Genomic DNA, 23,233 nt, shown 5'->3' on the forward strand with positions numbered 1-23,233 from the left:
CCCGCGAGTGGATGTCCGTGGGACTGTGACGCGGGCTCTTCGCGTTGGTTGCCTACGTCGGTGAGTATGCGACTTGAGTCGGCGGCCACTTCCATGCGGTTACGGCAATGGCGATGAGAAGTACCACTTCGATGAAGCTACCGAGGAGGTAGTGGACCCATGCGTCGCGAATGGCCAGACAGGATGAAGACCCAGAAAGAAGGGGCGGACGATGTTAGCTGAGAGCCCAGAGAGGCAGAGTCCCGACGAAGAGACCAAGGGTCATGAGCGCGATCGCCGCCGGATGTGACGCTGGGACGTCTCCGGTTCCGAGTCTGTTGGTGATGCGGGCCAGGAGCGCATGGGTTCGTTGGCGAGAGAGCAGGCCGATGACTAGGAGCGTTAGGCAGGGTAGGCAGTAGATGACCGTATACCCGGCCAGCACCAGGAGCGCTTCACCTGTGCTGGCTTGCGCGTCGAGGAGCCTTTCGATAGCGATGAAGTAGGGGAACGCGTTGGGCAGATCGGCGGCCGTGAGTAGTGCGCCAAAAGGGAATGCAGTCCACGGGGTAAACCACGTGGGCAGTTCGATGGGTTTGCGGGGTCGGGTTCGGAAGCGTCGAACGCCAGCGATAACCACCGCGGCTCCCGCTGCCCCGAAGGCGACATAGCGCAGCGCGAGCACAATGCCGCCGACGGCGCCTGCGGCTGCGCTAGCGCCGAGAAACAGTGCTGCACCCGCCACGAACACGGTTGTGGCCGCGCCGAGAATGGTCACCAGTGCCGTTAGTCCGGGCCGACTGGGTGCAACAAGCAGGATGAGTGTGACGGCGACGATGGTCGCAGGATTGAAGGCGTCGAGGGCCGCTAGGCCGGCAATCGCGCCCAGTAGCGCTCCACTCATTGTCTTGACGCACCACCGGGTCGAGGGATCAGGGCGTCGAGGAGTGCGTCGAGTTGTGCGGGGGTGGGGGCAGGCTCGATGCCGGCGATCACGTTGGCTGCGAGTCCGTCACCGACGAGGCGGATCACCCGCGCGCGTGTGACGTCGCCCGTTTCCTTCTGAATCATGGCCTCCCACCGAGAGCCGGCTTCCTGCGCGGCGGTAGCGACGTCATCACCCGGCGACTCGACCGCCCGGTGCGCGACCGCTAAAGCTCGGAACAGAGCCACGTCATCACCCGTCGGCACGGAAAGCCTGAGCCAGGCTTCCGCCGCCCGGCCCTCCATCGACGCCGCAAGCATCGCTACGTCGAGCTCCTCCAACGCCCCGATGGCCAAGCCCTGAACAAGAGCCGCGCGCGAAGGAAAATGATGGATCAGTCCGCCCTTCGACACCCCCGCAGCACTCGCGGTGCTGTTCAAGGACGGCACAACACCGCGCTCGAGAGTGAGGTTTCGGGCTGCGCTGAGAATAAGTGACCGACGATCCATGGGACCATCCTAGATGCGAACCGACCGGTCGGTCGGACATCGTTGTTGATCGGCCAGGAGATTATCCCGGCGCAGCAGTGAGTTACTGTCGCATCCGGCAAACTCGTTTTCTTCCGGGGCACGACACAACGGTCTCACTGACCGCCGCGGGGTCCGAAACCAGATGTGACGATTCCGGCACCGGTCCCGTCATCCGCTCGCGGGCGTGGATCAGCCAGGGAACGCTGCGTCGTAGACCGCGCGAAGCTCAGCGCTGTCGGCCCCGGTGACGCCGCAGCCGGTGATCGTTCCATCGACTGCGCCGACGAGGTAGCTCTGGCCGACCACGAAGGGCACGCCCGAGAAGTCGGAGGTCATCGCGTCGACCTGCGTTACCTCCACGCGGTCGGCGACGTCGCCAGCGAAGCGCTCCCTGACCTCCAGCAGAACGGTGTCGCCCTGGATCTGCAGCACCGTCGCGGCGAACGCCTGCTCCTGCGCCGCGACGGTCGCCGGCTCGAGCCTGAGGCAGCTGCCGCTCGCGAGGCCTCCGTCCATGGGAGGCTGCAACGCCTCGACGGTGGGCTCCGGGCCGACGACGACGAGGGGCACGACGATTGCGGCGGCGATGGCGAGGCCGGAGGCGATGCCGACCACCGGCATCCACCGCCGCAAGGCGCGTCGCGGCGCCGTGGGGGTGACGGTCGTGGTGATAGGGGATTGGTCGGTCATGATCTGCTCCATTCTGTGGTCGAGCCATGTCGGCGAGGCAGGGGGCAGCGTGCGGGCCGGATCGGCGGCACGCAGCTGATCGCGCAGCGCACGGTCATCGTCGTGCATCTTCGCTCCCTTCGTCGTACGGTACATGTCCGGTCGGGTCGCCGGATTTCAGTAGCTCCTGCATGAGGCGAGCCTTCGCACGGTGTAGGCGGATCGCCGCTGCGTTCGCGCTGATGCCGAGCACGACGGCAATCTGCGGGCTTTTCAGCTCGTCCCATGCCCACAGCCGCAGGATCTCCGCGTCGTTTCGACGCAGGCCGGCGAGGGCGGTGGTCACGCGGGCCGTCTTGGCGGCGCCATCGACGGTCGATGCTGCGGGGTTCTCGTCCGCAGCGGCCGGCGGCGGGTCGATGGCAATGATGCGGCCGATGAGACGGATGCGCCGGCGCTCGGCGCGTTGAGCGTTGCTGAGGCACTGTCGAGCGACGACGATCGCCCAGGGAAGTGCGTCGTCGGGCACCTCGTCGAGGCGGCGCCAGCACACCAGCAGAGTGTCGCCGATCACGTCGTCGGCCGTCGCGGCGTCGGTGCGGCGGTGCAGATAGCGGCGCACAGGGTCGACGACGAGCACGGCGAGGTTATGCATTCGCTTCTCGCGATCGGTGTCGGTCACAACTCTCATACTGAGGGATGTCCGGCAGGGGCGTGGGGATTTCAGGCGAGGTGCTTTCGCACTGCAGGAGATCGGCGGTGACCGTAGACCGGGTGCAGCGAGAGGATAATTCGGGAAAGCAGCTCTGTCACAAGAGTGGTCACGCCACATGTTCGGTGTGGCGTTTTTCTATGCCGTTTTCCAGGAGTTCCCAGGTCCGCACGACCTTGGCTCATCACCTCAGCTCTCATGGTGGCCGCGATCACCCTTGTCGGCTGCGCCCAGCCCGCGCCGGAGTCGAGCAAGCCACCGGTGGCGGAGCCGGCGCGATGGTCTTGCGACGGCGCGAGCGGACCGGCATCGTGGGCGGAGGTGGACCCCGGCTTCGCGGCCTGCGGCGCGGGCACCGCCCAGTCCCCGATCGACCTGCCCGCGACCATGCCCGCACCGAGCTCGGTCATCCAGCTGAGCGCGGAGGACGCGGAGGCCGATGTGTTCGACACCGGGCACGCGGTGGAGTTCGAGGCCGACGGCGAGGGCGAGACCCTGACTTTCGCCGGCGACGAGTACAGTCTGCAGCAGATGCACGCCCACGTGCCGTCGGAGCACACCGTGAACGGCCAGCCGGCGGCGGCCGAGCTGCACCTGGTGCACGCGGATGCGGCTGGCAATCCACTGGTGCTGGGCATCCTCGTGGCCGAGGGGTAAACATCCGGCGTCCTGGCGCCGTTCATCGACAGGGCCACGCATATGGCTGACGACGAGGACGTGACAATGGATATCGCGGCCGTGCTGCCGCGGACGCTGGACAACTACGAGTACTCGGGCAGTCTGACCACACCGCCGTGCACCGAGGATGTGCAGTGGGTCGTGACGAGCACGCCGATCTCGATGTTGGCGGAGCAGATCGGCACACTTGAAGGCGCACACAGTCACAATGCACGGCCGGCGCAGCCGCTGGGGGACCGGGATGTGGTTGGCGGATCCGTGAAGCTCGGGATCGAGGGGTAGCGGCCGGGTCGTTCCGGGCCAGCGCGCCGGGGCTTCCGGGCCCGGAACCCATAAGTGGCGATTGTGGGCAGGCTGAAGTTCGCCAGCGGCAAGGCTTCGCTGGAAGGCCTCGCATCTGCCGCCAAAGTCCGATGGAACTCGACACTGCTAGGTTTGCGGCATGGACGAAATTTCAGTCCGCGACGAAATCGTCTATGTCTGTGATCCAGTCCTTCGCGCCTATCTGCGCGGATTCATACGGAACGCCGTGTAGTTGGCCGTGTCTCCTCACGATCGCCATCATGCAGGCACGTTCAGGCACGGAACCACGGGGATCTGCACAGCTACCGGCTGACCAGGCGAGTAGGGGGCGGATCCCCGAACGCCACGCTCTGCTCGATGTCGAGGGTCAACGCGTCATCCCGAAACTCGAGCGTGTACGTGCGCGAGAACGGCGTGCCCACGTTGTGCGCCCGCACGACCAGAGTGCTGGGGGAGACCCACGCGCCGCTCGCCAGTACCGGGGCATCGGCGGATGCCACCCATTCGCCGTGGCCGAAGGCTAGCCGCCGGCCCACGCCGCCACGGATGATCGTGAGCAGTCCCGGCTCGAAAGTTACCGCGGTCACGTCCGCATCGTCGAAGTCGAAGCGGACGCCCGCCACCCGCGCCGCCGTCTGTGACGTGGGTTCGCCCACGACGGTCGGCAGGGTGAGGCCCGCCAGCTTTCCGGCAAGACCACTCGGTATCTCTGCGAGCGGCTGGTCGGTGAAAGCGGGCAGCAGGTGTTCCCAGACGAGATCGAGCGCGCGCTGCGCGGTCGGGAGCGCCGCAGTCAGCACGACCACGGCATCCGTTTCTGGAAGCACGAGGCAGAACTGACCGAACGCTCCGTCAGCGCGGTAACCGGTCGGCCGGTTTCGCCAGAACTGGTAGCCGTAGCCCTGACGGCCGTCGACGTCGTGCTCGGTGCCCGACGTGTCCACCTGCACCCGGGTGGCCTCGTCGATCCACTCCGCCGGCACGAGTCGCGTGCCGTTCCATTCGCCGCGTTGCAGCAGCAGCTGGCCGAAGGTCGCGAGCTGCTCGGTCGTGAGGGAGAGCCCCCAGCCGCCGGCGTCGATGCCGCGCGGGCAGGACTCCCACGTGGCGCCGATGATGCCGAGCGGGTCGAACAGCCGCGGGGTGAGGTAGTCGAACAGACGCTCTCCGGTGAGCCGCTGCAGGATCGCCGAGAGCAGGTAGCTCGCGCCGCTGTTGTAGACGTAGTGGGTGCCCGGCGCGAACTCGAGGGGCTGGGCCAGGATGGTGCGCGCCCAGTTGTCACCGTGCGAGTCGTCGGCGAGGGACACCGTATCGGTCGGATGCCCCGTGGTCATGGTGAGCAGATGGCGCACAGTCAGCGCGGCCAGGTGCGGGTGGATCTGCTTGGGCAGGTCGTCTGGTAGCAGGTCGACGACGAGGTCGTCGAATGTGAGCCGGCCCTCGCCGATGGCGAGCCCGACGGCGGTCGAGGTGAAGCTCTTGCTCACCGAGAACATGAGGTGCGGATGCTGCGCCGCGAAGGGATACCACCAGCCCTCCGCAATGACGCAACCGTGTCGAACGACCATGAGGCTGTGCAGGCTCTCGAGCTGCGCCTCCGCCGCGGCGATGAAATCGAGAATGGCGGCGGAGGAGATTCCCTCGGCCTCGGGGGTGCTGCGGGGGAGCGGGGTCATGGTTCAATTGTGCCGGGTCGAACGGATTCGGGTACTCGGGCTCGGACGGCTTGCTGAAGTTGCGCATCCAATCGGCCCGGTCGAAAAAAGTCTTGAGATCGCTCGGAGGTTGGTTCAAGTTTGCCCCTGTTCACGCGCGTCGGATTATCTTAAATGCTAAGCGAATCGCCCCCCTCGGGCAGTATGTGGCCCATACCGAGACCGTCGGGCCCGTAGCGGTGTTCCACCGGTCTCGTCGGATGCGATGTGTTTGGCTCAATCCGGCTTCCGCACAGTCCCTAACTGGGGTATGTACAGTCCGGACCCTTATTGACAGGATCTTCAAGATCTCGCCACCGACACCTAGCGGCGGCATGGTCTTGCTCGGAGGAACTTGCACCCTCGAGAAACCCGACTAGCAAAAGGCCCCTGTCTTGATTCCTGTCAAATTTCGCGTTGGTGCGATCACGGCCCTGAGCGCCATTATTCTCGCTGTGTGCGTTTCACCCGCTTCTGCCGCTACTAATTCGCTAACGATCACCCCCACCGAGTGGAACGTCGTCGGGTTGGACAGCAACAGTGTTACGTCAGGGCCCAACCAGTTTTCGGTTGGTGCCAAGGTATGCAACGTAACCGGCACGGCGGTTAGCGGTGTTGACGTGGCATGGAATTGGACGACTGCCAATACCTACATCAATCTCGACAGCACTGCGACAAAAAGTGTTCCCGCTATCGCTGCCAATTCGTGCACGAAGCTATGGTGGACGGTCGAGATCACACGCGATGCGGCGGCCTACAACGCCAAACGTGGCTTCACGATTTCGGCTGCGGCCCCGGGAGTCACCACCGTGAGCACCCCGACGACACGCGAGATTTACGTTGAGAAGCTCGTCTCTCAAAACCGCAACGCAGTGACCTCCGTGACAGGACCGACAAATGTTGTTGTCGGTCAGACAGTCAGCTACTCACTGACGGGAAAGACTGCCACACAGGGTTACGAGCAGCTGTCCGCTGGGCCCTCACTTGACGGCACCATTTTTGAAATTCTGTCCGTGACTGGCACCTATACGCAGCCAGAAACAGGGGCTGGCGGTCCGCCGACCGCCGGTTTCTACGCCAACGCGTGCACATGGGACCCGGTTACGACAAGTGGGTCCTACAGGTCCTGTCTAGGGACGGGCAAGGCAGGCGGCAACTCGATCGTGGTCACGGTCACAGCCTTGGTAAAAGCTCCAGGTACCGGTCTTGTCAATGCAAACATCTACGACTATTCGGGCTCCTCGTACCACTACAACTCCGATCTCGGCACGTATACCAAGTCCGTCACCGCCACGAACCCGGTGGTTCAGTCTTCGCCGGTGGCTGTTGATGATGGGCCGTTTGCGGCGACTTCTGGGGTGGCCCGTACGGTTGATGTTCCGGCGAATGACACTGATGTTGATGGCGACCTGGATCTGACATCGGTCGTGGTCACGACACCGCCTGCCCACGGGACGACGTCGGTCAACGCGACCACGGGTGTTGTCACGTACACGCCGTCGGGTTCGTATGTCGGCTCGGACTCGTTCGAGTACCGCATTTGTGATGGTCGACCGGTGTGTGACCCCGCCACGGTGACCCTCAACGTCACTGCAGTTCCGGTGGTTCAGTCTTCGCCGGTGGCTGTTGATGACAGCTCGCCGGCCGTCTCCGGTGTCACATTAGTGATTGATGTCGCGGACAACGATTCGGACGTCGACGCAAATCTCGATGTCACGACCGTGTCGGTGACTGTGGCGCCATCACACGGTGCCTTCTCGGTCGACCCTGTTTCTGGTGAGATCAGATACACCGCGGACTCGTTGTACACGGGGACCGATACGTTTACGTATGAGATCTGCGACACCACAGACCGTTGCGACACCGCAATCGTCACAGTCAGGGTTACGGCTCCTCCGGCAACCAGTACGCCACCAGTTGCTGCAGACAACGACGTGACCACGACTACCGGCAAACCAGTAGTCATCGATGTCCTCGACAATGACACTGACCGTGATGGTGATCTTGACCCGACTTCGGTCTCGATCGTTGCCGGCCCCAGCCACGGCACCGTCGATGTTGACCCTGATGTCGGAGAGGTAACTTATTCGCCCGACTCCAGCTACACCGGCACCGACTCCTTCACCTACAAAGTTTGTGACGTTGACGGCAATTGCGACACCGCCACTGTCACAGTGAAGGTCGGCGTGGTAGGCGGCCCGCCAGTCGATGCTGGTCGATCTCTCGCAGCCACGGGCGCCGACCCTGGCCAACCGATAATTCTCGCGACTCTGCTCTTCCTGACGGGACTTCTTCTCGTCCGCAAACGCCGCCGGTCTTTCTCAGAAAACCTTCTTCGAGTAGATTGATTCACCACCACCTAGGCGATGGCCCAAGATGAGTGCTGTTTGTGAAGACAGATCCAACACGCTCTCGACCACTTTTGACGATTCCATGCGTCCGTTGACGGTGCAAAGTTCACTCGGTTCTCGGCTCCCTCTTCCCCCTTGGTTTTTCTTTGAGCGCGAGCTGGCAGAAATTCGAAGTAGGGCAGGATGGTCTGATGAAGATATACAACCCTCCGCGTACAAATCTGCAGGCATCCAATGTCATTCTCGGGATGATGAGGATCTCGGACATGGACGATGAGGAGATCCGCGCTCTCGTCGGCACCGCGCGGGATGCCGGCATCAATTTCTTTGATCACGCCGATATCTACGGTGGCGCGCACGGCTGCGAAAAGCGGTTCGGTGACGCGGTCACGTTCACGGACGCAGAGCGTGAGGCGGTCATCATTCAGTCAAAGGTCGGCATCCGTCAGGGCTTTTTCGATTTCTCCAAGGAGCACATCCTCCGCTCGGTCGACGAGTCTCTCGCGGCGCTGAACATCGACTACCTGGATATCTTGCTGCTGCACCGTCCGGACACTCTGGTCGAGCCCGAGGATGTTGCTGCGGCGTTCGACGCGCTGCACGCCGCGGGAAAGGTGCGCAACTTCGGTGTCTCCAACCAGACGCCCGGGGTGATCGAACTGCTGAAGCGTTCGGTCAACCAGCCGCTGGCCTTCAACCAGGTGCAGCTGAGCATCACCCACGCGCCGTTGATCGCGCAGGGAGTTGCTGCCAACATGGCAGGGCTGGACCAGTCGATTGACCGCGACAACGGGCTCCTCGAGTACAGCAGACTGAACGACATCACCCTGCAGGCCTGGTCGCCATTCCAGAGCGGCATCTTCGACGGCGTGTTCGTGGGCGACCGGGAGATTTACGGCCCGCTCAATGACGCCCTCGATGACATCGCCGCCGCCCACGGGGTCACGCCGACGGGGATCGCGGTCGCCTGGATCACCAGGCACCCGGCCAACATTCAGGTGGTCCTGGGGACGACCAAGCCCGCGCGAGTGGTGGAGTCTGCCGCAGGGTCCGAAATTCCGCTCAGCCGTGAGGAGTGGTACCGCCTCTTCACGACCGCTGGGCATGTCCTCCCATAAACAGGAGCGCTCCACATCGTCTTCCTGACCCCAGATGCAGGTAACCCCGGCGGCCAGCGACGCGATGAATTGCACGAGGGGTCGTGCAGCTTGTCGGCCGTGCCGCCGGGAATCACCCGCCTACGCTACGTCGACAATGATGACCCGAGAAGGGCGTGCCGTCGGCAAGGTGGACATCACGCCAATGAGGTCGTCGGCGAGTCCAGGTGGTGAGCGCAACACCCTGAGTTCTGTGGGGTGTTGTTGTTGGCTCGACCGTTGTCGCCTTTGAGCGTTCGTTTGTCGCTTTGGGAGGAGTTGGACGCGGGGCTGTCGGTGGCCGTCGCGACGCAGGCTGCGCCGCTCGACGACCTGGGATCAGGGAGCGGAGATATCCCGACACCAGGAAATCACCATCGCGACCGGGATGTTCGTCTCGGTCTGAAACTGCAGATACTCAGCCATTTCCGAACCCTGGTCCCAGGTCAATGATTTTCGTAGGTGCGCCGGCGGCCCTGACATGGCCTGACCGACGCGTTCACGGACGGTGGCGGCGTCGCGTTTGCCGTTCAGGTGCACGAGCAGGAGCATGCCAGTGGTGCGTTCCACGAGGGTCGCAATGGCTGAACGGTTAAAGGTTCCGCAGACGAGGTCGCCTTCGCAATGGCCGGGAACCAGTCGGGTGTCGACCTCAACGGGGCGCTCGCCCAGCAGCGGGCCGGAGAACCTCGAACGCCGTTTCGTCGTGTGACGGTGGGTCGGACGCCCGCGGCGCCCGGTTCGGAGGTGACGGGCCATTCCCCGGGACAGCCCGTTTGCGTGCGGCGAATACAGAGCCCGATAGATACTTTCGTGCACGACGTCCATCTCGGGCTGTCACGGAAAATCGATCCGCAGCTGGTGACTGATCTGCCTGGGTCTCCACTGTTGAACGCGGGCAGCAGTTGCGCCTGTGGAGATTCCTTCAGCTAGTCGCCATTCACACGGTTTCCGGGGAGATCATCCGCAGGGATGGTCTCCCCATCGCGTTTACTCCACGGGAATTCGGTTCTCCTGACTGGAAATGCGGGTGGTTTGGTTGCTCCTCAGCGTGCCGCGTACTGTTGACGATTCTGGCGGTCAAGGTGGGGAAATATTTGGAGTGGAACGGACTCACTTGGCGCGATGACGGCCGCCAAGAGATCGAACGCCTCCTGGCCACCAACAACTTCCCCGAATTCACCGGTCGGCTCTGTCGGTTAAGCGCGGCTGAAACGCACCCGCCAGAGCTCCGGGCCTCGTTCGATGTAGCTCACGTCGAAAGTGTTTGGCTGGCTCTGCTGAAGTTCCGCCAGCATCCGTTGGGGGTCGTGCGGTTCGATCACGTCCAGGGCGAACCCCGGCACAACGGCGTCGAGCGCGCCGAAGACGGCCGCGTGCCAGATGGCGTGCGGGATGGTGCGGGCGTCGAGCACGATGGTGTCCGTCCCCTCGGTCGTCCCGTCACGGCCCCCATCTGCCGTCGGCTTGCCGAGTGCAATCGGCGGAGGACGCCGCGCCGGAGCGATGAGCTTCGCCACGGTGAGCAGGATGACCGCGTCTTCGACAGCCTCCAGCGAGTTGCGGCCCGGCGGCATCGTGATCAGGTCCCCGCGCCATCCAGACCACGATGCGCCACCCGAGGTGAGAACGACCCGCCCCTCGAGGACCTGCACGGTTGCTTCAGCCAGGTTGTCGTGTTCTCCAAGGCGTCGCCCGGCACGGAGCGCGATCAGCGTTTGCCGGAGGACGTGCACGTGGCCGCCGTAAACGGTCTCCGCGCTGCGACCGCTGGATGCGTCCCGTGCGTGATTGAGATGGTGGCGCACGAGTGCGGTGAGCGACTTCTTTTGCATGTCGTTCTCAACTTCCATTTCCCTCATGCTCCGCTACCGCTGTGCGCGTGTCAACGGTGCTGTGATTGCCGCGCGTGGCTGGTCGGTGCCGCCCGTTCTCAGTTCGGAGCCGGCCACGCTGCCAGCGCGTGGAGTCTGCTGATTTTCGAGGATCTCATGCTTGTTGATCTCCGTTTTCCGCGCGGCCTAGGCGCATAGTGCCGCCGTTGGGTTGAAAGTCAATTAGATGGCGAAGGGGTGGTCCGTTGGCTTGGGGAGGGCAGCTGCGTCTCACCTCCAAGAAACGATCGACGGCTGCTGCGGCGCGACCTTCAGCGAAGGCCCAGACGATGAGCGACTGTCCCCGGCTGGCATCACCGGCGCCGGACACGCCCTCGTGGCTGGTCTAGTACTCACCGTCACATGCGATATTGAGATCGGTCGGGCACTGGATGCGGTTACCGTCACAGAATGAAAATTTGCCGCAAAATGAAACTGCGCGGGCCTATTTGGTTTCCTCCGGAACGGCGGCTCCGCGCGCGCTCCGGGTGCGCAGCCACGGGATGAGGCCACCGACGAGGAGCATCTCGATCTGCCGGGTCGAGAGTTCGTGGCGCACGGAGTAGACCTCATCACGGGTTGTGTTGCGCACGAGGATCTCCGTTCCGTTCGAGAGAGCCTCACGAATCCCGTCGAGCACGAGCACGTCATCCTGCGCGATGCGATCGTGATCGGCCGCATCCGCGAACTGGAGCGCCAGCGCGCCGAAGTTGGCCAGATTCTGCCAGTGGATGCGTGCGAACGAGACCGCCAGCACCACCCTTAATCCTAGGAAGCGCGGGGTGATCGCGGCGTGCTCCCTCGAGGAGCCCTGCCCATAGTTGGCACCGGCGACGATCATGTGGCCGGTCGTATCTCGGGTTTGGGCAGCGCGAGTCGGGTAGGTCGGGTCGACTTGGTCGAAGGTGAATTCGGCGAGCTTGGGGACGTTGCTGCGGAAAGGGAGCACGCGCGCACCCGCCGGCAGGATCTCATCCGTCGAAATGTCATCGCCCACGATCAGGGCGACAGGTGCCTCGATGTGCTCGGAGAGCGGTCCGAAGACCGGCAACGAGGAGATGTTTTCGCCCTTGACCAGGTGCACCGCTATGGATTCCTCCGGCGGTAAGGGCTTCTCGAGCATCGCCAGGTTCACGCTCGACACCGCCGGAAGTGTGATCTGGGGATATTCCAAGCCGAAGAGCCCGGGCAGGTCCCGCGGATCGGTGATCTGTCCCGTCAGCGCGGCGGCGGCCCCCGTCTCCGGCGAACATAGGTAGACCGAGTCTTCCTGGGTGCCCGAGCGGCCGGGAAAGTTGCGCGGCATCGTGCGCAGGCTGATGCTGCCATTCGCTGGGGCCTGGCCCATGCCGATGCAGCCCATACAGCCGGACTGATGCAGTCGAGCCCCCGCCCCGATCAGATCCAGGGTGGCCCCCATGATGGTCATGTCCTGCAGAATCTGCCGGGAGCTGGGATTCACGTCGAGGGACAGGCCGGGGAATGACTGCCGCCCCTTCGTGATCGCGGCCACGATCGCGAAATCGCGCAGGCCCGGATTCGCGGACGACCCGATCACGACCTGTCCCACCGGGCGCCCCGCCACTTCGCGCACCGGCACGACGTCGCCGGGCGAGCTGGGAAGCGCGATCAACGGCACGATAGAAGCCAAATCGATCTCCCCGGTCACGTCGTAGGTCGCATCCTCGTCCGCGAGCAGTTCGGTGAAATCCTGCTCGCGCTGTTCGGCGCGCAGGAAGGTTTGCACCTGAGCGTCGGCCGGGAAAACGGTGGTGGTCGCGCCCAGTTCGGCGCCCATATTGGCGATCACGTGCCGATCCATCGCGGTCAGGGTGGCGAGGCCGGGGCCGTAGTATTCGATGATCCGGTTGACGCCGCCCTTGACGCCGTGCCGGCGCAGCATTTCGAGGATGACGTCTTTGGCACTGGTCCACGGCGGCAGTTGTCCGGTGAGCTTCACGCCCCAGATTTCGGGCATCCTGATGTACAAGGGCTCGCCGGCTATGGCCAGGGCCACCTCGGTGCCGCCGACGCCGATGGCCAGCATCCCCAGCGAGCCGGCGGCCGGGGTGTGGCTGTCGGAGCCGACCATCGTCTTGCCGGGGATGCCGAACCGCTGCATATGCGTGGGGTGCGACACCCCGTTCCCGGCCTTCGAGAACCACAGGCCGAACCGTTGGCAGGCGGAGCGGAGAAAGTCGTGGTCCTCCGCGTTCTTGCTGTCGGCCTGCAACAGGTTGTGGTCGACGTACTGCACGGAAACCTCCGTGCGCGCGCGATCCAGTCCCAGCGCCTCCAACTCCAGCATGACCAGGGTCCCGGTCGCGTCCTGGGTGAGGGTCTGGTCGATGTGCAGGCCGATTTCGGTCCCCGGCACCATCTCCCCGGAGACCAGGTGCGACGCGATGAGTTTCTGGGCGACGTTGTATGCCACGGTGAGCTTCCTTACTCGATAGCGGTGCCCGCCGACATACGGCGGTAGCGAATTGGCCTCCGGGGTATTCCGCTCGTCCCCAAGGTAGGCCACTCGTGGCGCTGGGGCTAGCTTTTCCAGGGAGAATGGACGTCCTCTGTACTGGAAAGATGGACCGGGAAGACGGGGCTTTGGGAGGGGGTGGACGCGGGGCTGTCGGTCGCCGTCGCGGCGCAGGCCGCGGGGGTGTCGCGTCCTACTGGGTATCGGTGGTTAAGCGAGCATCAGAAGGTGCTGCCATCACCGGTTCAGGATTTCAGTGTCGCCCGTGTCGGACTTTGATCGTTGCGAGAGCGAGAAGAGATCGGATTCCAGCTCGCCCGGGGTCACGGGGTGCGTCGCATCGCAGCGGCACTGGGCCGGGCGCCGTCGACGATCAGTCGGGAGGTGACCAGAAAACAGGCCGCCGGCCGCTACGTGCCCTCGCTCGCGCAGGAGCAGACCTGGGCAAGGGCTCGGCGGCCAAGAGCCCGGAAGCTGGACGGATTAGCGTTACGGGAACAGGTCACCGTGATGCTCACTGATCGGTTCAGCCCGGAACAGGTTGCGGGTCGACTGAAAGTCGAGCATCCGAAGAATGTGGAGATGCAGGTGTCACACGAGACGATCTACCAGGCCCGCTACGTTCAAGGTCGTGGATCGTTGCGCTTGGAAGTTGCCGCCGCGTTGCGGTCAGGGCGGGCAACACAGCGACCGCAGAGGCCGGAGGGTCCCACCAGAGGCCGTAGGGTCCGGGATCCTCGAGAACGTTGCCGCCGAGCTCAACCGCCGGCCCCGCACACGCCACGGCTACCGAACGCCCGCAGAAGACCTCGCCATACTAATCTCGAATCGAACAAATCAAACCGGTGTTGCACACACCACCTGAATTCGCCGCCCGGGTGAACCGAGACCACGCGGATGCTCGCCGAGCCGATACGGTCACGCGCAGGGGAACCATTCCGAGATTGCGTTGGCGGAACGGCGATGCGCGATGAATCGGCGGGTCACTTCAGCGATCGCATCTGCAAGCGGGAAGATGTTTTCCGTTACGAATTGGTCGTCGTGGTCGGCGGCAACGGGATGCCAGTAAACGCCGTCGGCGGTGATCGTCACCTCGGGTATGAGCGAGTCAACGGTCAGTTCTATGCCGGATTCAGCGACTCCGCGGTGGGCGAGTGCGCGGATTACCTGGTCGTCCCGCAGGATACCGAGAGTATCGAGAAAGGCGTGAAACGGCGCGAGTTCGTGCATCTGGTCGGCCGGCAAAGTGGCTGCGACCTTGACTCGAAATCCCTCGTCGTGTGCGATTTGGATGCCCGCGACGGCCCTGGCCCAGGACCCGGAGCCGCGGTGGCTGTCATGGATCTCGGATGTGGCAGAGTCGAGACTGATCTGCAGCACGAGCTGGGAGCGGTCCATTCGACGCAGGCGCTCGCGCCGCCTGCCGTGAAAAAGCATGCCGTTGGTGAGCAACGTCGTGGGCAGTTTGTTCGTGCAGGCATTGACCAACTCGTCGAGGTCATTCAGCAAGAACGGCTCTCCGCCGGTGAGGATGAGCTCTTTGACGTCGGCATCTGCAGCCTCGTGCGCGATCTGCCGGACTCGATCCATTCCGATGGCTCTCCGCTCTGCCTTCGGAGACGACCGAACGCAGCAATAGTCGCAAGCCAGATTGCAATCGAAATTGGTGTATACCCAGACCCGGGATCCTGGGAGCTGACCGGGATCGAGCCCGGCGAGCGGGTCGGGCGAGCGGCCGTGGAGCACGGTGATGGCCGACCCCACCATGCTGACGATCTCATTCCCACTCGAAAGGCACCACGCTGAGATGAGTTCCAGGGCGGCCTCCCGATCGCATGTCCCGAAGTCGACAGAAGCCGTACGGCCTGTTGCCACCCGGCTCACGTTCTCGACCAGGTCGAGGAGCAGGCCCGCGCCTACCGGAGGGCTCGCGGTCACCAGCGGTCCGATACTTTCTGTTCCCGCACGGCCGCGATGAGCGAGGCATACCCGTCAAGTTTCGGCGACACCCACGCCCGCAGGCCTTCCATCTCGAGGATTCGCTGATGTTCGAGGTTCTCCCAGTCCATCGCGAATAGGTTTGCCACCCACTCGTCCGACCGGTCGATCGTCAGCGACGGCATGGCGGTGAAGGTGCAGTGGCTGTACTCGGGGGAGATCCAGAAGGACTCGAACGCGCCGGGGAGGAGCTCACCGCGACCGATCGCTTGCCACGTGTTGATGCCGATCGCCGCAGCATCCGCCCGATCCTCGAGCACCGCGCGAAGGGCGTCGAGTTCGCTCCTGCCCGTATCACCGTGTTTCCCGACATCGCTATTGATGCGAGTGAGATCGACATCCGTTTCGCCGATCCCCGCCTCACGCAGGAAATGTACGGGAAGGATGGCGGCTTGCGCTGAATCGCGTGACCCCAGGGCAAGTCGACGTCCACGAAGACTCTCCAGCCCGGTGAAACCGCTGCCTGCTCGGGCGACGAACACCGTCTGGAACACAAGGTCCGTATCCCGGGACGCGAGTGCACGGCATGCTCCATCCGTCTGGGCGACAGTGCGCACCCAGGCCAGGTTGGTATTCCACGCGAGATCGATTGTTCCCGTGATGAGGGAGTCCACCAGACTCGCATAATTTGAGAACAGCATGAAGTCGATCGGCGTTGAGGTCTCGGCGAAGTAGTCTCGCATCCCTTCCCAGATGGGTACGACATTGGGAGAGTACGCAACGGAGCCGATGATCAGGGGCGCACTCACGCTGCAGCACCCGTAGAGGCAGTGTCACGAGTTTGGGCGGCGGGTGCTGCGACGGTTTCCGGGGCGTCGAAAAGTGGGCGGCCAGTGATCGCCCTGCCGTAGAACTCATAGAGCACATCGGATGTCGGAGCCATCACGTGGCCCGCGCGGGCATCGCGAAAGTACCGATCTATTTGCAGGTGCTCCGAGAACGCCGCACCGCCGCAGACGCGCATCGCGGCATCCGTAATTCGCAGTGCGGCATCGTTCGATGATGCCTTGCTGCCGAGCACGAATAGGGGGGTATCCTCCTGCGGGTCAGCCACGCGACCAGCGGCCCGATCAAGGTACGCGCTCGCATTCGCGAGATCGATTGACATCTTCGCCAACTGCGCCCGAATTGTCGGTAGCGCTGACAGGCTTTGGTCGAGATGCTCCAGCCGGGTTCCCACCGTATGCCTCACCGCTGCGTCGACGGCCGCACGGCTGAGCCCGATAGACACAGCCGAGTTGCCGAGATTGAACCACGGCAAAACAGAACTCATCATGAGCCCGAATCCGCTACCGGCCGTCCCGAGACGGAATCCCTCGGAAGAATCCATGTCGATGGTCATCGGGCTCGAGGAGTTCCCACGCAATCCCATACCGCTCCACGGCCGGTCAACGCTGAGCCCCGGGCTATCTGCCGGGACCGCGAACAGGTCGACGGTCTCGGCATCCGCAGTCCCGGTAGAGATGATGTAGACATCCGCGTGGCCTGCGGAGGTCACCCAACTCTTTTTCGCCGAAATATGCATTCCGTCTGACGTCGAGGTCGCGCGCGACACCGGAGTCCAGAAGTGTGAGCGGGAACCCGCTTCAGAGAACGCGAGGGAGGCAAGAGAGCGACCGCTGGCGAGATCCTCGAGGAGTGCGGGCATCCCCGCTGGCGGTGCGGCTGCGACGGGCATGGAAGCGCTCACATGCATCAGATAGATCATGGAGGTCGACCCGCACGCTCCCGCAAGCTGGCTGATGACCTCGACGAGCTCGCGTGGCCCCGCACCAAGACCACCAACCTCAGTGGGCAGAGTGAGTCCGAGCAAACCGGACTCGCGCAGGGCCGCGACGGCCTCATGTGGAAAACGCCCATCCGCATCTACTGCGTGGGCGTGAGTTCGTGCAACGTCGAGCACGGGCTGAACGCGTGAATTCAGGTCCATTACGGCTTACCTTTCGTCGGAATCGTGGGTGCGAATGAGCGAACGGACAGCGCGGGCGAGCATGAGAAGCCCGAGGCCGAGACCACCGGTGACCGCCATGGTAGAGGCGTCGCCCCCCAGCGGCCTGAAAGACGCCGCGAGCCCTGCGAGTTGCGCGAGCGCGGCGACGGTCAGCAGAACACCGGCGGCAGCGTAGAGCGCGGGGCGCCGAGTGGTACCGCCGGCGATGGCGAGTGTGCCACTCACAAATAGAACGACAGCACCAGTTGCCCCGATGTGCACGAAGTCGAATTCGGTCGGAAGCTGGGCGCCGAACACAAAGCCCGCAAACACAAGTGAGGCCAGGCCGAGAAGGACGCTAGCGCGGTCGAAGGCGCTCGAGCCGGCTGGTGATCGCCTCATGACAGCCTCATCATCAGTCGGGCCGCGCGCCCTGAGGATTGCACCCACTGCTGGCGAAGGACACCGTCGATTCCATAGCTTCGCCCAGCTGCGGTCGCGAAGATCGCGAGGTGAGCGAGCGCCATGAGATAGTACGACCAGTGCCATTCGTTCGGGGCGAAAAGTACTGAAAGCGTGATTGCCAGGGTCTGGCCGATGCCGACGACAGCCCAGAAACGCGTGGCGAGGCCGATGAGCAGAAAAGCCCCGAGTCCGCCTTCGACGAGGAGGGTGAACCACCCGAAGACCTCGATATTGGGCAGGATGACGGCTTCGACGAGTGAGGAGTAGGGCGGTAGAACAGGATGGGCGATCGCCTGGCTCGCCCAGAAGTAAAGTCCGTTCTCCTGTGCTCGGCCGAAGTCCGGAGGGATCTTCCAGGCGACATTCTGGATCCACATCAGTGCCACACCGACGCGGAGCACCGCGACCATAACCCCTGTCGCACGGGAGACGGGAACCGCGACAACCGGCGCATCATTGACTCGGGACATGAGAACCGTTCATCTCCAGCATCCAAGCGGCACGGAGAGCAAACCGCAATACCGAGAAGATGGAAAATCCCAAAAAAACTTCCCATCGAAATCCCATCATCTGCCCGACCGTGTTGTGCCATCCTTTCGAAAATGGCCTCTGACGCGCAGGCCGAGACAAAGCGACTGAAGCAGCAAATCGTCGAGTTGGACTATTCAGTCACGGTAGGCGCTTGCTTCGGACGGCCGCTATTTCTGCGTTGGCGGAGCAGTGCCCACGCTTCTGGGGTCGCGACGATCGGCGTTGCGCTTGGCCTGCTGACCGGGCGCCGGATGGGCGTCCCTGCCCTCAGACAAGGGTGTGCGCTCGGCAAGGTGGTCGTCACTCCGCAGGGGTCGAAACCGGCGACCTGACGCTCACACGTTCAGGACTTGCCCGACCGTCGCACCGCCGTCGGCGATGAATTCGGTGCCGGTGGAGTAGGTTGCGTCGGCGACCAGGTACAGAATCAGCTTCGCCACCTCCTCAGGCTCGCCAATGCGCGGGATCGGCTGCCCCGCGTACATCTCCAAACTTTCCATACCCGCGGTCATCGGTGTACGGATGCCGCCAGGGTGCACCGAGACTACGCGGATGTTGTCAGCGCCGAGATCCAGGGCCGCGGCTTTTGTAAGTCCGCGCACTCCCCACTTGCTGGCAACGTAGGCGCTCAGGTTGGAGTAGCCCATGATTCCCGCGGTGGACGACACGTTGACGATGACCCCTCCGCCGGCAGCTTTCATTGATTCAGCGACCGAGCGGATGCCCAGAAAGACTCCGGTCAGATTGATGCCGATGACGCGGTTCCACTCCTCCAACTCTGTAGTGGCAACAGGCGTGAATGCGACGATTCCGGCGTTGTTGATGAGGATGTCAATGTGACCGACGGTGGAGTCGACGTCGGCCACCACCTGCTTCCACTGCGCCTCGTCTGCCACGTCGAGGTGTCGGTAGACGCCGCCAATCGAATCCGCCAGCGCCTGTCCGGCGTCATCGGCTATGTCGGCCACGATGACCCGGGCTCCCTCTGCTGCCAGCAGCGTCGCATCCGCCGCGCCCATACCCACGGAACCGCCTGTCACCAGCGCGATCCTGCCGTCGAGTTTTCCCATGATCGGTCTCGATTCTGTTTTTCTCGCCCCGCTCGGATCGCAAGACGAACGTCTCGCCACAGTAGCCACGTTCATTGGCAGCGGGCTACCTTGGCGCCATGCGAAAACTCTTCGTCTCGGCACGAGATCAAGAAATAGAAGCGGAAGTATGCTCCCCTGACGATGAGCGTCAGGACGAGGAGGTGTGGAGCTGAGTGCCAATGTTGCTCTGGCCCGCATGATAAATTCGATTGTTCCGATACCGGAGCATGACAGCACGCAGAACATCGTCGAGAGGCTCAAGCATGAGCGAGAAACTGAGCTTCCGAGTCCGACGCCTCAATAAGAAGCATCGGACCGCTTTCGTCGCGTTGTTCGCTGAACACCCGCAGGCCGAAGTCGATGACGCGCCTGAGATCTATTTCGACGACACCATCGAACTCCAAATTGAGTCCATGGCTTTGGCCCTCGTCGCCGAAACCGATGACGGCCGGCTTCTCGGCGCTCTTGTCACCGAACCGGACAGCTACGTTGACGAAAATCAGCTCGACGAAGACTCCACCGACGATGACATCGACGATGCAATCGTCAGCGATCACGGCACCGCCGTCTTCGAGTTGCTGATCACCGGTGGATCCGCGCAGGTGTGCCGGGAACTCCTCAACACTCTCGCACCGGCCCTCACCACCCGCGGTTTCGCTCAGGTGCATGCCAGCGTCCCACCAGATCTCGCCGAGGTGTTCCGCGGTCAAGGCTGGGTTGTCCTGCCAGAAAACACGGGTATCGCCTGGATGGGCATGGACCAGTCAGACGAGCAGGTGCGCGACTATGAAGCGATCCCGAGCAGCTCGCTGGCCGCGTTCCTCGTGATCGACCCCAACGTGTACATGTCTTGGCCGTATGACGCTCCTGACAACCCCGAAGATGACGACTCTCGACAAGAGAACATCGCCACAGGCATGGAGGAATTCGCAGCCCGGGTAGACGCAGAAGCATCCTCAGATTCTTAGTGGATGAAGGCGAGCAGCACGCCGACGCCCACGAGGCTCTCGTCAGGCCGCTACGCGGTCTGTCCGATTCCGTTCCAGAAAGTGCGACACTCCGGAAAAGATCGCGACAATGCTCAGGCCCAGAATGAGCCGGAACACGGCCGGCATTGACCGCACGATGCGCGCGCCGAGGCCGATCACCGCCAGGGCGCCGAGCGTCAAACCGGTCCCGAAATCGGGATCGAGACCCGCCAGTGCGATGAGCATGATCTCTGTGCTGAGAATCAGGTCGGTGCGAGTAGGGCCGAAGACGAGTTTTCGCTCATCCCGCGGTTCAGTGTCGTCAGCCTCATGGTGGGCGCCGAACCATTCGGTGACTTTCTCCGCACCCTCGAAGCAGAAATAGGTGCCGCCGATGATCAGCAGCCACGGCAACACCCATGGTGCGAATGCGGAAAGGAGCAGTGCGAGCGGGATGATGATGAAGTTGTTGAACAGGCTGCCGAGTGCGATCTGCCTGACAGCGTGGAGGTCGCGTGCCGGTGTGAAAACCCGAACGTACTGTGGGGTGACGGCCGCGTCGTCGATGATGATTCCTGCGGTCTTAGCACTCGCCGTGGGGGCGGCGGTAAGTACGTCATCGACTACGGCGAGCAAGCCGACCGAGATCTGGACCTCCTCGAATGGGGGCATCACCCTGGTGGGCGACGCAGTGCTGACCACAGTTCCGCTCGGCACGGGCAGGAGATGTCACAGCAGAACCGCACCAGCTGCTCGTCGCTGACGAATTTCGTAGGTCACCACCATCATGTGCGGCACGGTGAGCCCTGCCAGACCGATGAACACCAGCTGCAGGATCTGCTCGCTGAGAACGCCGCCGGGGCCGAACGCGACGAGGAAGACCGCTACCGCGAGGAGGGGGACCACGGTGTAGACCACGACCAGGAGGGCCGTCTGCCGTCCGCCGCCCCGCTCCTCCTGGAATCCTCCCTTCAAGTGCCGAAAACTGTGCAGTGCGCAGAAATACAGCACGAAGAAGACCAGCGGTTCTGTGGCCAGGCCGAGCACTGTGGCGAGCACGATCTCAACGCTCTCGCTCGGCCGGTGTCGCAGGGCGACCAGGGCAGCGATCATCAGACCTGCCACGGCGATCGGCCCGAGCCACTCCTGCACGCTGGCCACCACTGCGCCTCCGTCACCGGACAGCACCACGTAGATTGCTCTGACCTGGTCAGGATGCGACAGCGCCGGCACGGTGAGCAGCCCGAATCCGGCGAGAAAACGCAGCCCGACCGACCGGTCCGCATTCCAATCGGAGCCGAAGTGCAGCGCCGACACGAGCAAAAACGCGACCAGGCTCAGCACGGGCGCGACCAGCCAGAGCAGCACCACGCCGACCACGACCAGAATGTAGACCGCGTTGAACCCGGCGAAGCCCAGCGGAGTGCGCCACAGCCCAGCCCGGCGCGCGATCAGTGGATCGAGAGCGCCGTGGGGCAGGCCCAGCACACCGGCGAGGATGCCCAGCAGCACGATTTGAACCGTGGGCGAGGGCATGGGAATGCCCAGTCCGACCACGGCCAGAATGACCAGGGCCAGGCTGGAGAACACCACCGTCTCGGCGGGCACGCGCCGCCGCCGCGGCGTGACGCGGGCGGCCTCGCTACGGGGAGGAGTGGTCTGATCGGTCATCGCTGCACGCTGGTTTCTGTGGTCGGCGTCGGTCTGGTGGCCGGCAGGGTCTGTGCCGGGCTGAACGCCGCAGGCGCGGCCACCTGGGCAAGAAAAGGGGTCCACGGCAGGCTCGCGATGATGCGTGCGTAGTCCGTGGGTCGGGCGCCGTCGCTGAGAAAGCGCACCAGCGCGGCGGGGGCAACGCCGCGGGCGAGGGCGAAAAAATACTCCGCGGTGCGTTCCGGATGCGCCCGAACGGCCTGCAGAAAGATGCGATCGAAGGCGCGCCTCGCCCGAGGTTCGTCTGGGTGGCCCACCGCCCCCTGGCCAGCGAGCAGGCTCTCCGTGCAGAGTTGAGCCCAGCGCTGAATGCGCAGGAACCCGTAGCCCGAGGCAGCCCGCAGCGCCCCGCCGGCATTGCCGGCGTGCACGACCCCGGGGATCGGCGACGCCGTCTGCCGGCCCAGACCCATGGCCAGCACGCCACCCTCGGTGCGCACCCGGCGGGCGTCGGCCAGGCCGAGCCCGGTGAGTACCTCGTCGAGCTCGCCGACCAGGCGCTCCCGCTCTATCGGCGCCGTGCCGAAGCGGGTCCACTCCACGATCGCGCGGTTCCGGCCGAGCGGCAGGGCGTACACAAAGCTCAAACCCTCAGCGTCGGCGTCGAGCGACCCCATCAGCGTGACCTCGCCGAGCTCGAACGGCAACGGATGCTCACGCTCCAGTTCGAAGCCCACGAAGCTCTGGTAGAGCATCGACTCGGCGGCCCGTGGTCGGGTGTCAACCACCTGACGGGCCAGTAGGGGGCCCGCGCTCGTCTCAACCCGAACGCCGCCGGGGACTGCGTCGACCGTCTCGGCGTGCACGCCGAGGCGCAGGTCGACGTTCGCAGACTCCGCGATGTCGGCCTGCGCGCTCGCGTAGAAATCGCTGCCCCGAATGTACTGGTAGGCCAGCCCGGGTACCCGATGCCGAACGGTGAGGCCCGCCGCATCCGAAAAGGTCCAGGTCTTCCAGCTTCGTGAGACCAGGTGTGACAGGTCGTGCTGTTCCGGTCGCCAGAAGCACCAGCTGCGGTCGTCCTGATAGGCCGTGCGGGGTTCCAGCACCACGACGCGCAAACCAGAACGTACTCGGGCCAGCCGGGCGGCCAGCGTGAGACCGGCGAGTCCACCACCTAGTATCACGAGGTCGGCGTCCACGGCAGGCGTCATCTGTGCTCCTTGCGCTCGATCACGTCCGAGGTGCCAATGGGACGATCTCCGAA

The 23,233-nt window shown here is 63.9% G+C and carries 23 protein-coding genes and 1 pseudogene; 6 read left to right on the top strand and 18 right to left on the bottom strand.

Annotated elements, in window-relative coordinates; all coding sequences use genetic code 11:
• Positions 1-214 precede the first annotated feature (214 nt).
• The 4 genes from E3N94_RS08415 to E3N94_RS08430 form a co-directional block, all read right to left on the bottom strand.
• Entirely contained in the window at positions 215-883 is a 669-nt protein-coding gene (locus E3N94_RS08415; RefSeq protein WP_104101668.1) for a GAP family protein, read from the bottom strand.
• Positions 880-1,413 (bottom strand): TetR/AcrR family transcriptional regulator, encoded by a 534-nt coding sequence (locus E3N94_RS08420; protein ID WP_104101666.1) that lies wholly within the window; start codon positions 1,411-1,413, stop codon positions 880-882. Before E3N94_RS08420 ends, E3N94_RS08415 begins: the two co-directional genes overlap by 4 nt.
• A 210-nt stretch (positions 1,414-1,623) precedes the next feature.
• Positions 1,624-2,232, bottom strand: coding sequence for a hypothetical protein (locus tag E3N94_RS08425; RefSeq protein ID WP_134373423.1), 609 nt, complete (start codon positions 2,230-2,232; stop codon positions 1,624-1,626).
• On the bottom strand, positions 2,219-2,785 hold the full coding sequence (locus E3N94_RS08430) for a sigma-70 family RNA polymerase sigma factor (RefSeq protein ID WP_134570075.1): 567 nt from the start codon (positions 2,783-2,785) through the stop codon (positions 2,219-2,221). The genes E3N94_RS08425 and E3N94_RS08430 overlap by 14 nt, the downstream gene beginning before the upstream one ends.
• A gap of 228 nt (positions 2,786-3,013) precedes the next feature.
• Here E3N94_RS08430 and E3N94_RS08435 point away from each other — a divergent pair, with 228 nt between their 5' ends.
• The gene (locus E3N94_RS08435; RefSeq protein ID WP_134570076.1) at positions 3,014-3,472 is read left to right on the top strand and encodes a carbonic anhydrase family protein; all 459 of its coding nucleotides are present in this window, start codon (positions 3,014-3,016) and stop codon (positions 3,470-3,472) included.
• Between the two features lie 42 nt (positions 3,473-3,514).
• Positions 3,515-3,775 carry a carbonic anhydrase family protein gene (locus E3N94_RS08440; protein WP_134416654.1) on the top strand — a complete coding sequence of 87 codons (261 nt, stop codon included), beginning with the start codon at positions 3,515-3,517 and terminating at the stop codon, positions 3,773-3,775.
• Positions 3,776-4,098: 323 nt separating this feature from the next.
• On the opposite strand, the gene E3N94_RS08445 is transcribed toward E3N94_RS08440, so the two are convergent.
• Positions 4,099-5,475 carry a serine hydrolase gene (locus tag E3N94_RS08445; RefSeq protein WP_134570077.1) on the bottom strand — a complete coding sequence of 459 codons (1,377 nt, stop codon included), beginning with the start codon at positions 5,473-5,475 and terminating at the stop codon, positions 4,099-4,101.
• Positions 5,476-5,888: 413 nt separating this feature from the next.
• Between E3N94_RS08445 and E3N94_RS08450 the strand changes: the two genes are divergently transcribed.
• Both E3N94_RS08450 and E3N94_RS08455 read left to right on the top strand, forming a co-directional pair.
• Complete coding sequence (locus E3N94_RS08450) at positions 5,889-7,841, top strand: tandem-95 repeat protein (protein WP_134570078.1); 1,953 nt, start codon at positions 5,889-5,891, stop codon at positions 7,839-7,841.
• Between the two features lie 194 nt (positions 7,842-8,035).
• Entirely contained in the window at positions 8,036-8,962 is a 927-nt protein-coding gene (locus E3N94_RS08455; RefSeq protein WP_134570079.1) for an aldo/keto reductase, read from the top strand.
• Positions 8,963-9,319: 357 nt separating this feature from the next.
• On the opposite strand, the gene E3N94_RS08460 is transcribed toward E3N94_RS08455, so the two are convergent.
• From E3N94_RS08460 to E3N94_RS17175, 7 genes and pseudogenes are all read right to left on the bottom strand, one after another.
• Positions 9,320-9,808, bottom strand: a complete 489-nt coding sequence (locus E3N94_RS08460; RefSeq protein WP_134570080.1) for an IS30 family transposase — start codon at positions 9,806-9,808, stop codon at positions 9,320-9,322.
• 371 nt (positions 9,809-10,179) lie between these two features.
• Positions 10,180-10,833, bottom strand: a complete 654-nt coding sequence (locus tag E3N94_RS17580; RefSeq protein ID WP_134570081.1) for a DUF2249 domain-containing protein — start codon at positions 10,831-10,833, stop codon at positions 10,180-10,182.
• Between the two features lie 200 nt (positions 10,834-11,033).
• A pseudogene (gene gltD / locus E3N94_RS17170) lies at positions 11,034-11,227 on the bottom strand (glutamate synthase); the annotation flags it as partial.
• 72 nt (positions 11,228-11,299) lie between these two features.
• On the bottom strand, positions 11,300-13,288 hold the full coding sequence (locus tag E3N94_RS08475; protein WP_134570082.1) for an aconitate hydratase: 1,989 nt from the start codon (positions 13,286-13,288) through the stop codon (positions 11,300-11,302).
• A 960-nt stretch (positions 13,289-14,248) separates the two neighbouring features.
• A complete protein-coding gene (locus E3N94_RS08485) occupies positions 14,249-15,214 on the bottom strand; it encodes a radical SAM protein (protein ID WP_198411435.1) in 966 nt (321 codons plus the stop codon).
• Positions 15,215-15,264: 50 nt separating this feature from the next.
• Positions 15,265-16,077, bottom strand: a complete 813-nt coding sequence (locus E3N94_RS08490) for a PhnD/SsuA/transferrin family substrate-binding protein (protein ID WP_104101612.1) — start codon at positions 16,075-16,077, stop codon at positions 15,265-15,267.
• Positions 16,074-16,670, bottom strand: coding sequence for an acyl-CoA dehydrogenase family protein (locus E3N94_RS17175; RefSeq protein ID WP_233191444.1), 597 nt, complete (start codon positions 16,668-16,670; stop codon positions 16,074-16,076). The genes E3N94_RS08490 and E3N94_RS17175 overlap by 4 nt, the downstream gene beginning before the upstream one ends.
• A 348-nt stretch (positions 16,671-17,018) precedes the next feature.
• Here E3N94_RS17175 and E3N94_RS17180 point away from each other — a divergent pair, with 348 nt between their 5' ends.
• Positions 17,019-17,246: a hypothetical protein gene (locus E3N94_RS17180; RefSeq protein WP_233191443.1), complete on the top strand. Its 228-nt coding sequence runs from the start codon at positions 17,019-17,021 to the stop codon at positions 17,244-17,246.
• An 18-nt stretch (positions 17,247-17,264) separates the two neighbouring features.
• Here the strand turns inward: E3N94_RS17180 and E3N94_RS08500 are convergent, their stop codons facing one another.
• The 3 genes from E3N94_RS08500 to E3N94_RS08510 form a co-directional block, all read right to left on the bottom strand.
• On the bottom strand, positions 17,265-17,660 hold the full coding sequence (locus E3N94_RS08500; protein ID WP_134416642.1) for a hypothetical protein: 396 nt from the start codon (positions 17,658-17,660) through the stop codon (positions 17,265-17,267).
• Complete coding sequence (locus tag E3N94_RS08505) at positions 17,657-18,193, bottom strand: TQO small subunit DoxD (RefSeq protein ID WP_134341957.1); 537 nt, start codon at positions 18,191-18,193, stop codon at positions 17,657-17,659. Before E3N94_RS08505 ends, E3N94_RS08500 begins: the two co-directional genes overlap by 4 nt.
• A 396-nt stretch (positions 18,194-18,589) precedes the next feature.
• Complete coding sequence (locus tag E3N94_RS08510) at positions 18,590-19,399, bottom strand: SDR family oxidoreductase (RefSeq protein ID WP_241980725.1); 810 nt, start codon at positions 19,397-19,399, stop codon at positions 18,590-18,592.
• A 209-nt stretch (positions 19,400-19,608) separates the two neighbouring features.
• Between E3N94_RS08510 and E3N94_RS08515 the strand changes: the two genes are divergently transcribed.
• Complete coding sequence (locus E3N94_RS08515; RefSeq protein ID WP_134341958.1) at positions 19,609-20,313, top strand: hypothetical protein; 705 nt, start codon at positions 19,609-19,611, stop codon at positions 20,311-20,313.
• A gap of 42 nt (positions 20,314-20,355) precedes the next feature.
• Here E3N94_RS08515 and E3N94_RS08520 read toward each other — a convergent pair whose 3' ends face one another.
• The 3 genes from E3N94_RS08520 to E3N94_RS08530 are packed head-to-tail and all read right to left on the bottom strand — an operon-like array spanning position 20,356 to position 23,180.
• Complete coding sequence (locus tag E3N94_RS08520) at positions 20,356-20,985, bottom strand: DUF808 family protein (RefSeq protein WP_241986070.1); 630 nt, start codon at positions 20,983-20,985, stop codon at positions 20,356-20,358.
• Between the two features lie 57 nt (positions 20,986-21,042).
• Positions 21,043-21,984, bottom strand: coding sequence for a Brp/Blh family beta-carotene 15,15'-dioxygenase (locus tag E3N94_RS08525; protein WP_104101593.1), 942 nt, complete (start codon positions 21,982-21,984; stop codon positions 21,043-21,045).
• Entirely contained in the window at positions 21,981-23,180 is a 1,200-nt protein-coding gene (locus tag E3N94_RS08530) for a lycopene cyclase family protein (RefSeq protein WP_104101590.1), read from the bottom strand. Before E3N94_RS08530 ends, E3N94_RS08525 begins: the two co-directional genes overlap by 4 nt.
• Positions 23,181-23,233: the final 53 nt, after the last annotated feature.

It is taken from the genome of Cryobacterium sp. Sr3, from assembly GCF_004402835.1.
GTDB lineage: Bacteria > Actinomycetota > Actinomycetes > Actinomycetales > Microbacteriaceae > Cryobacterium > Cryobacterium sandaracinum.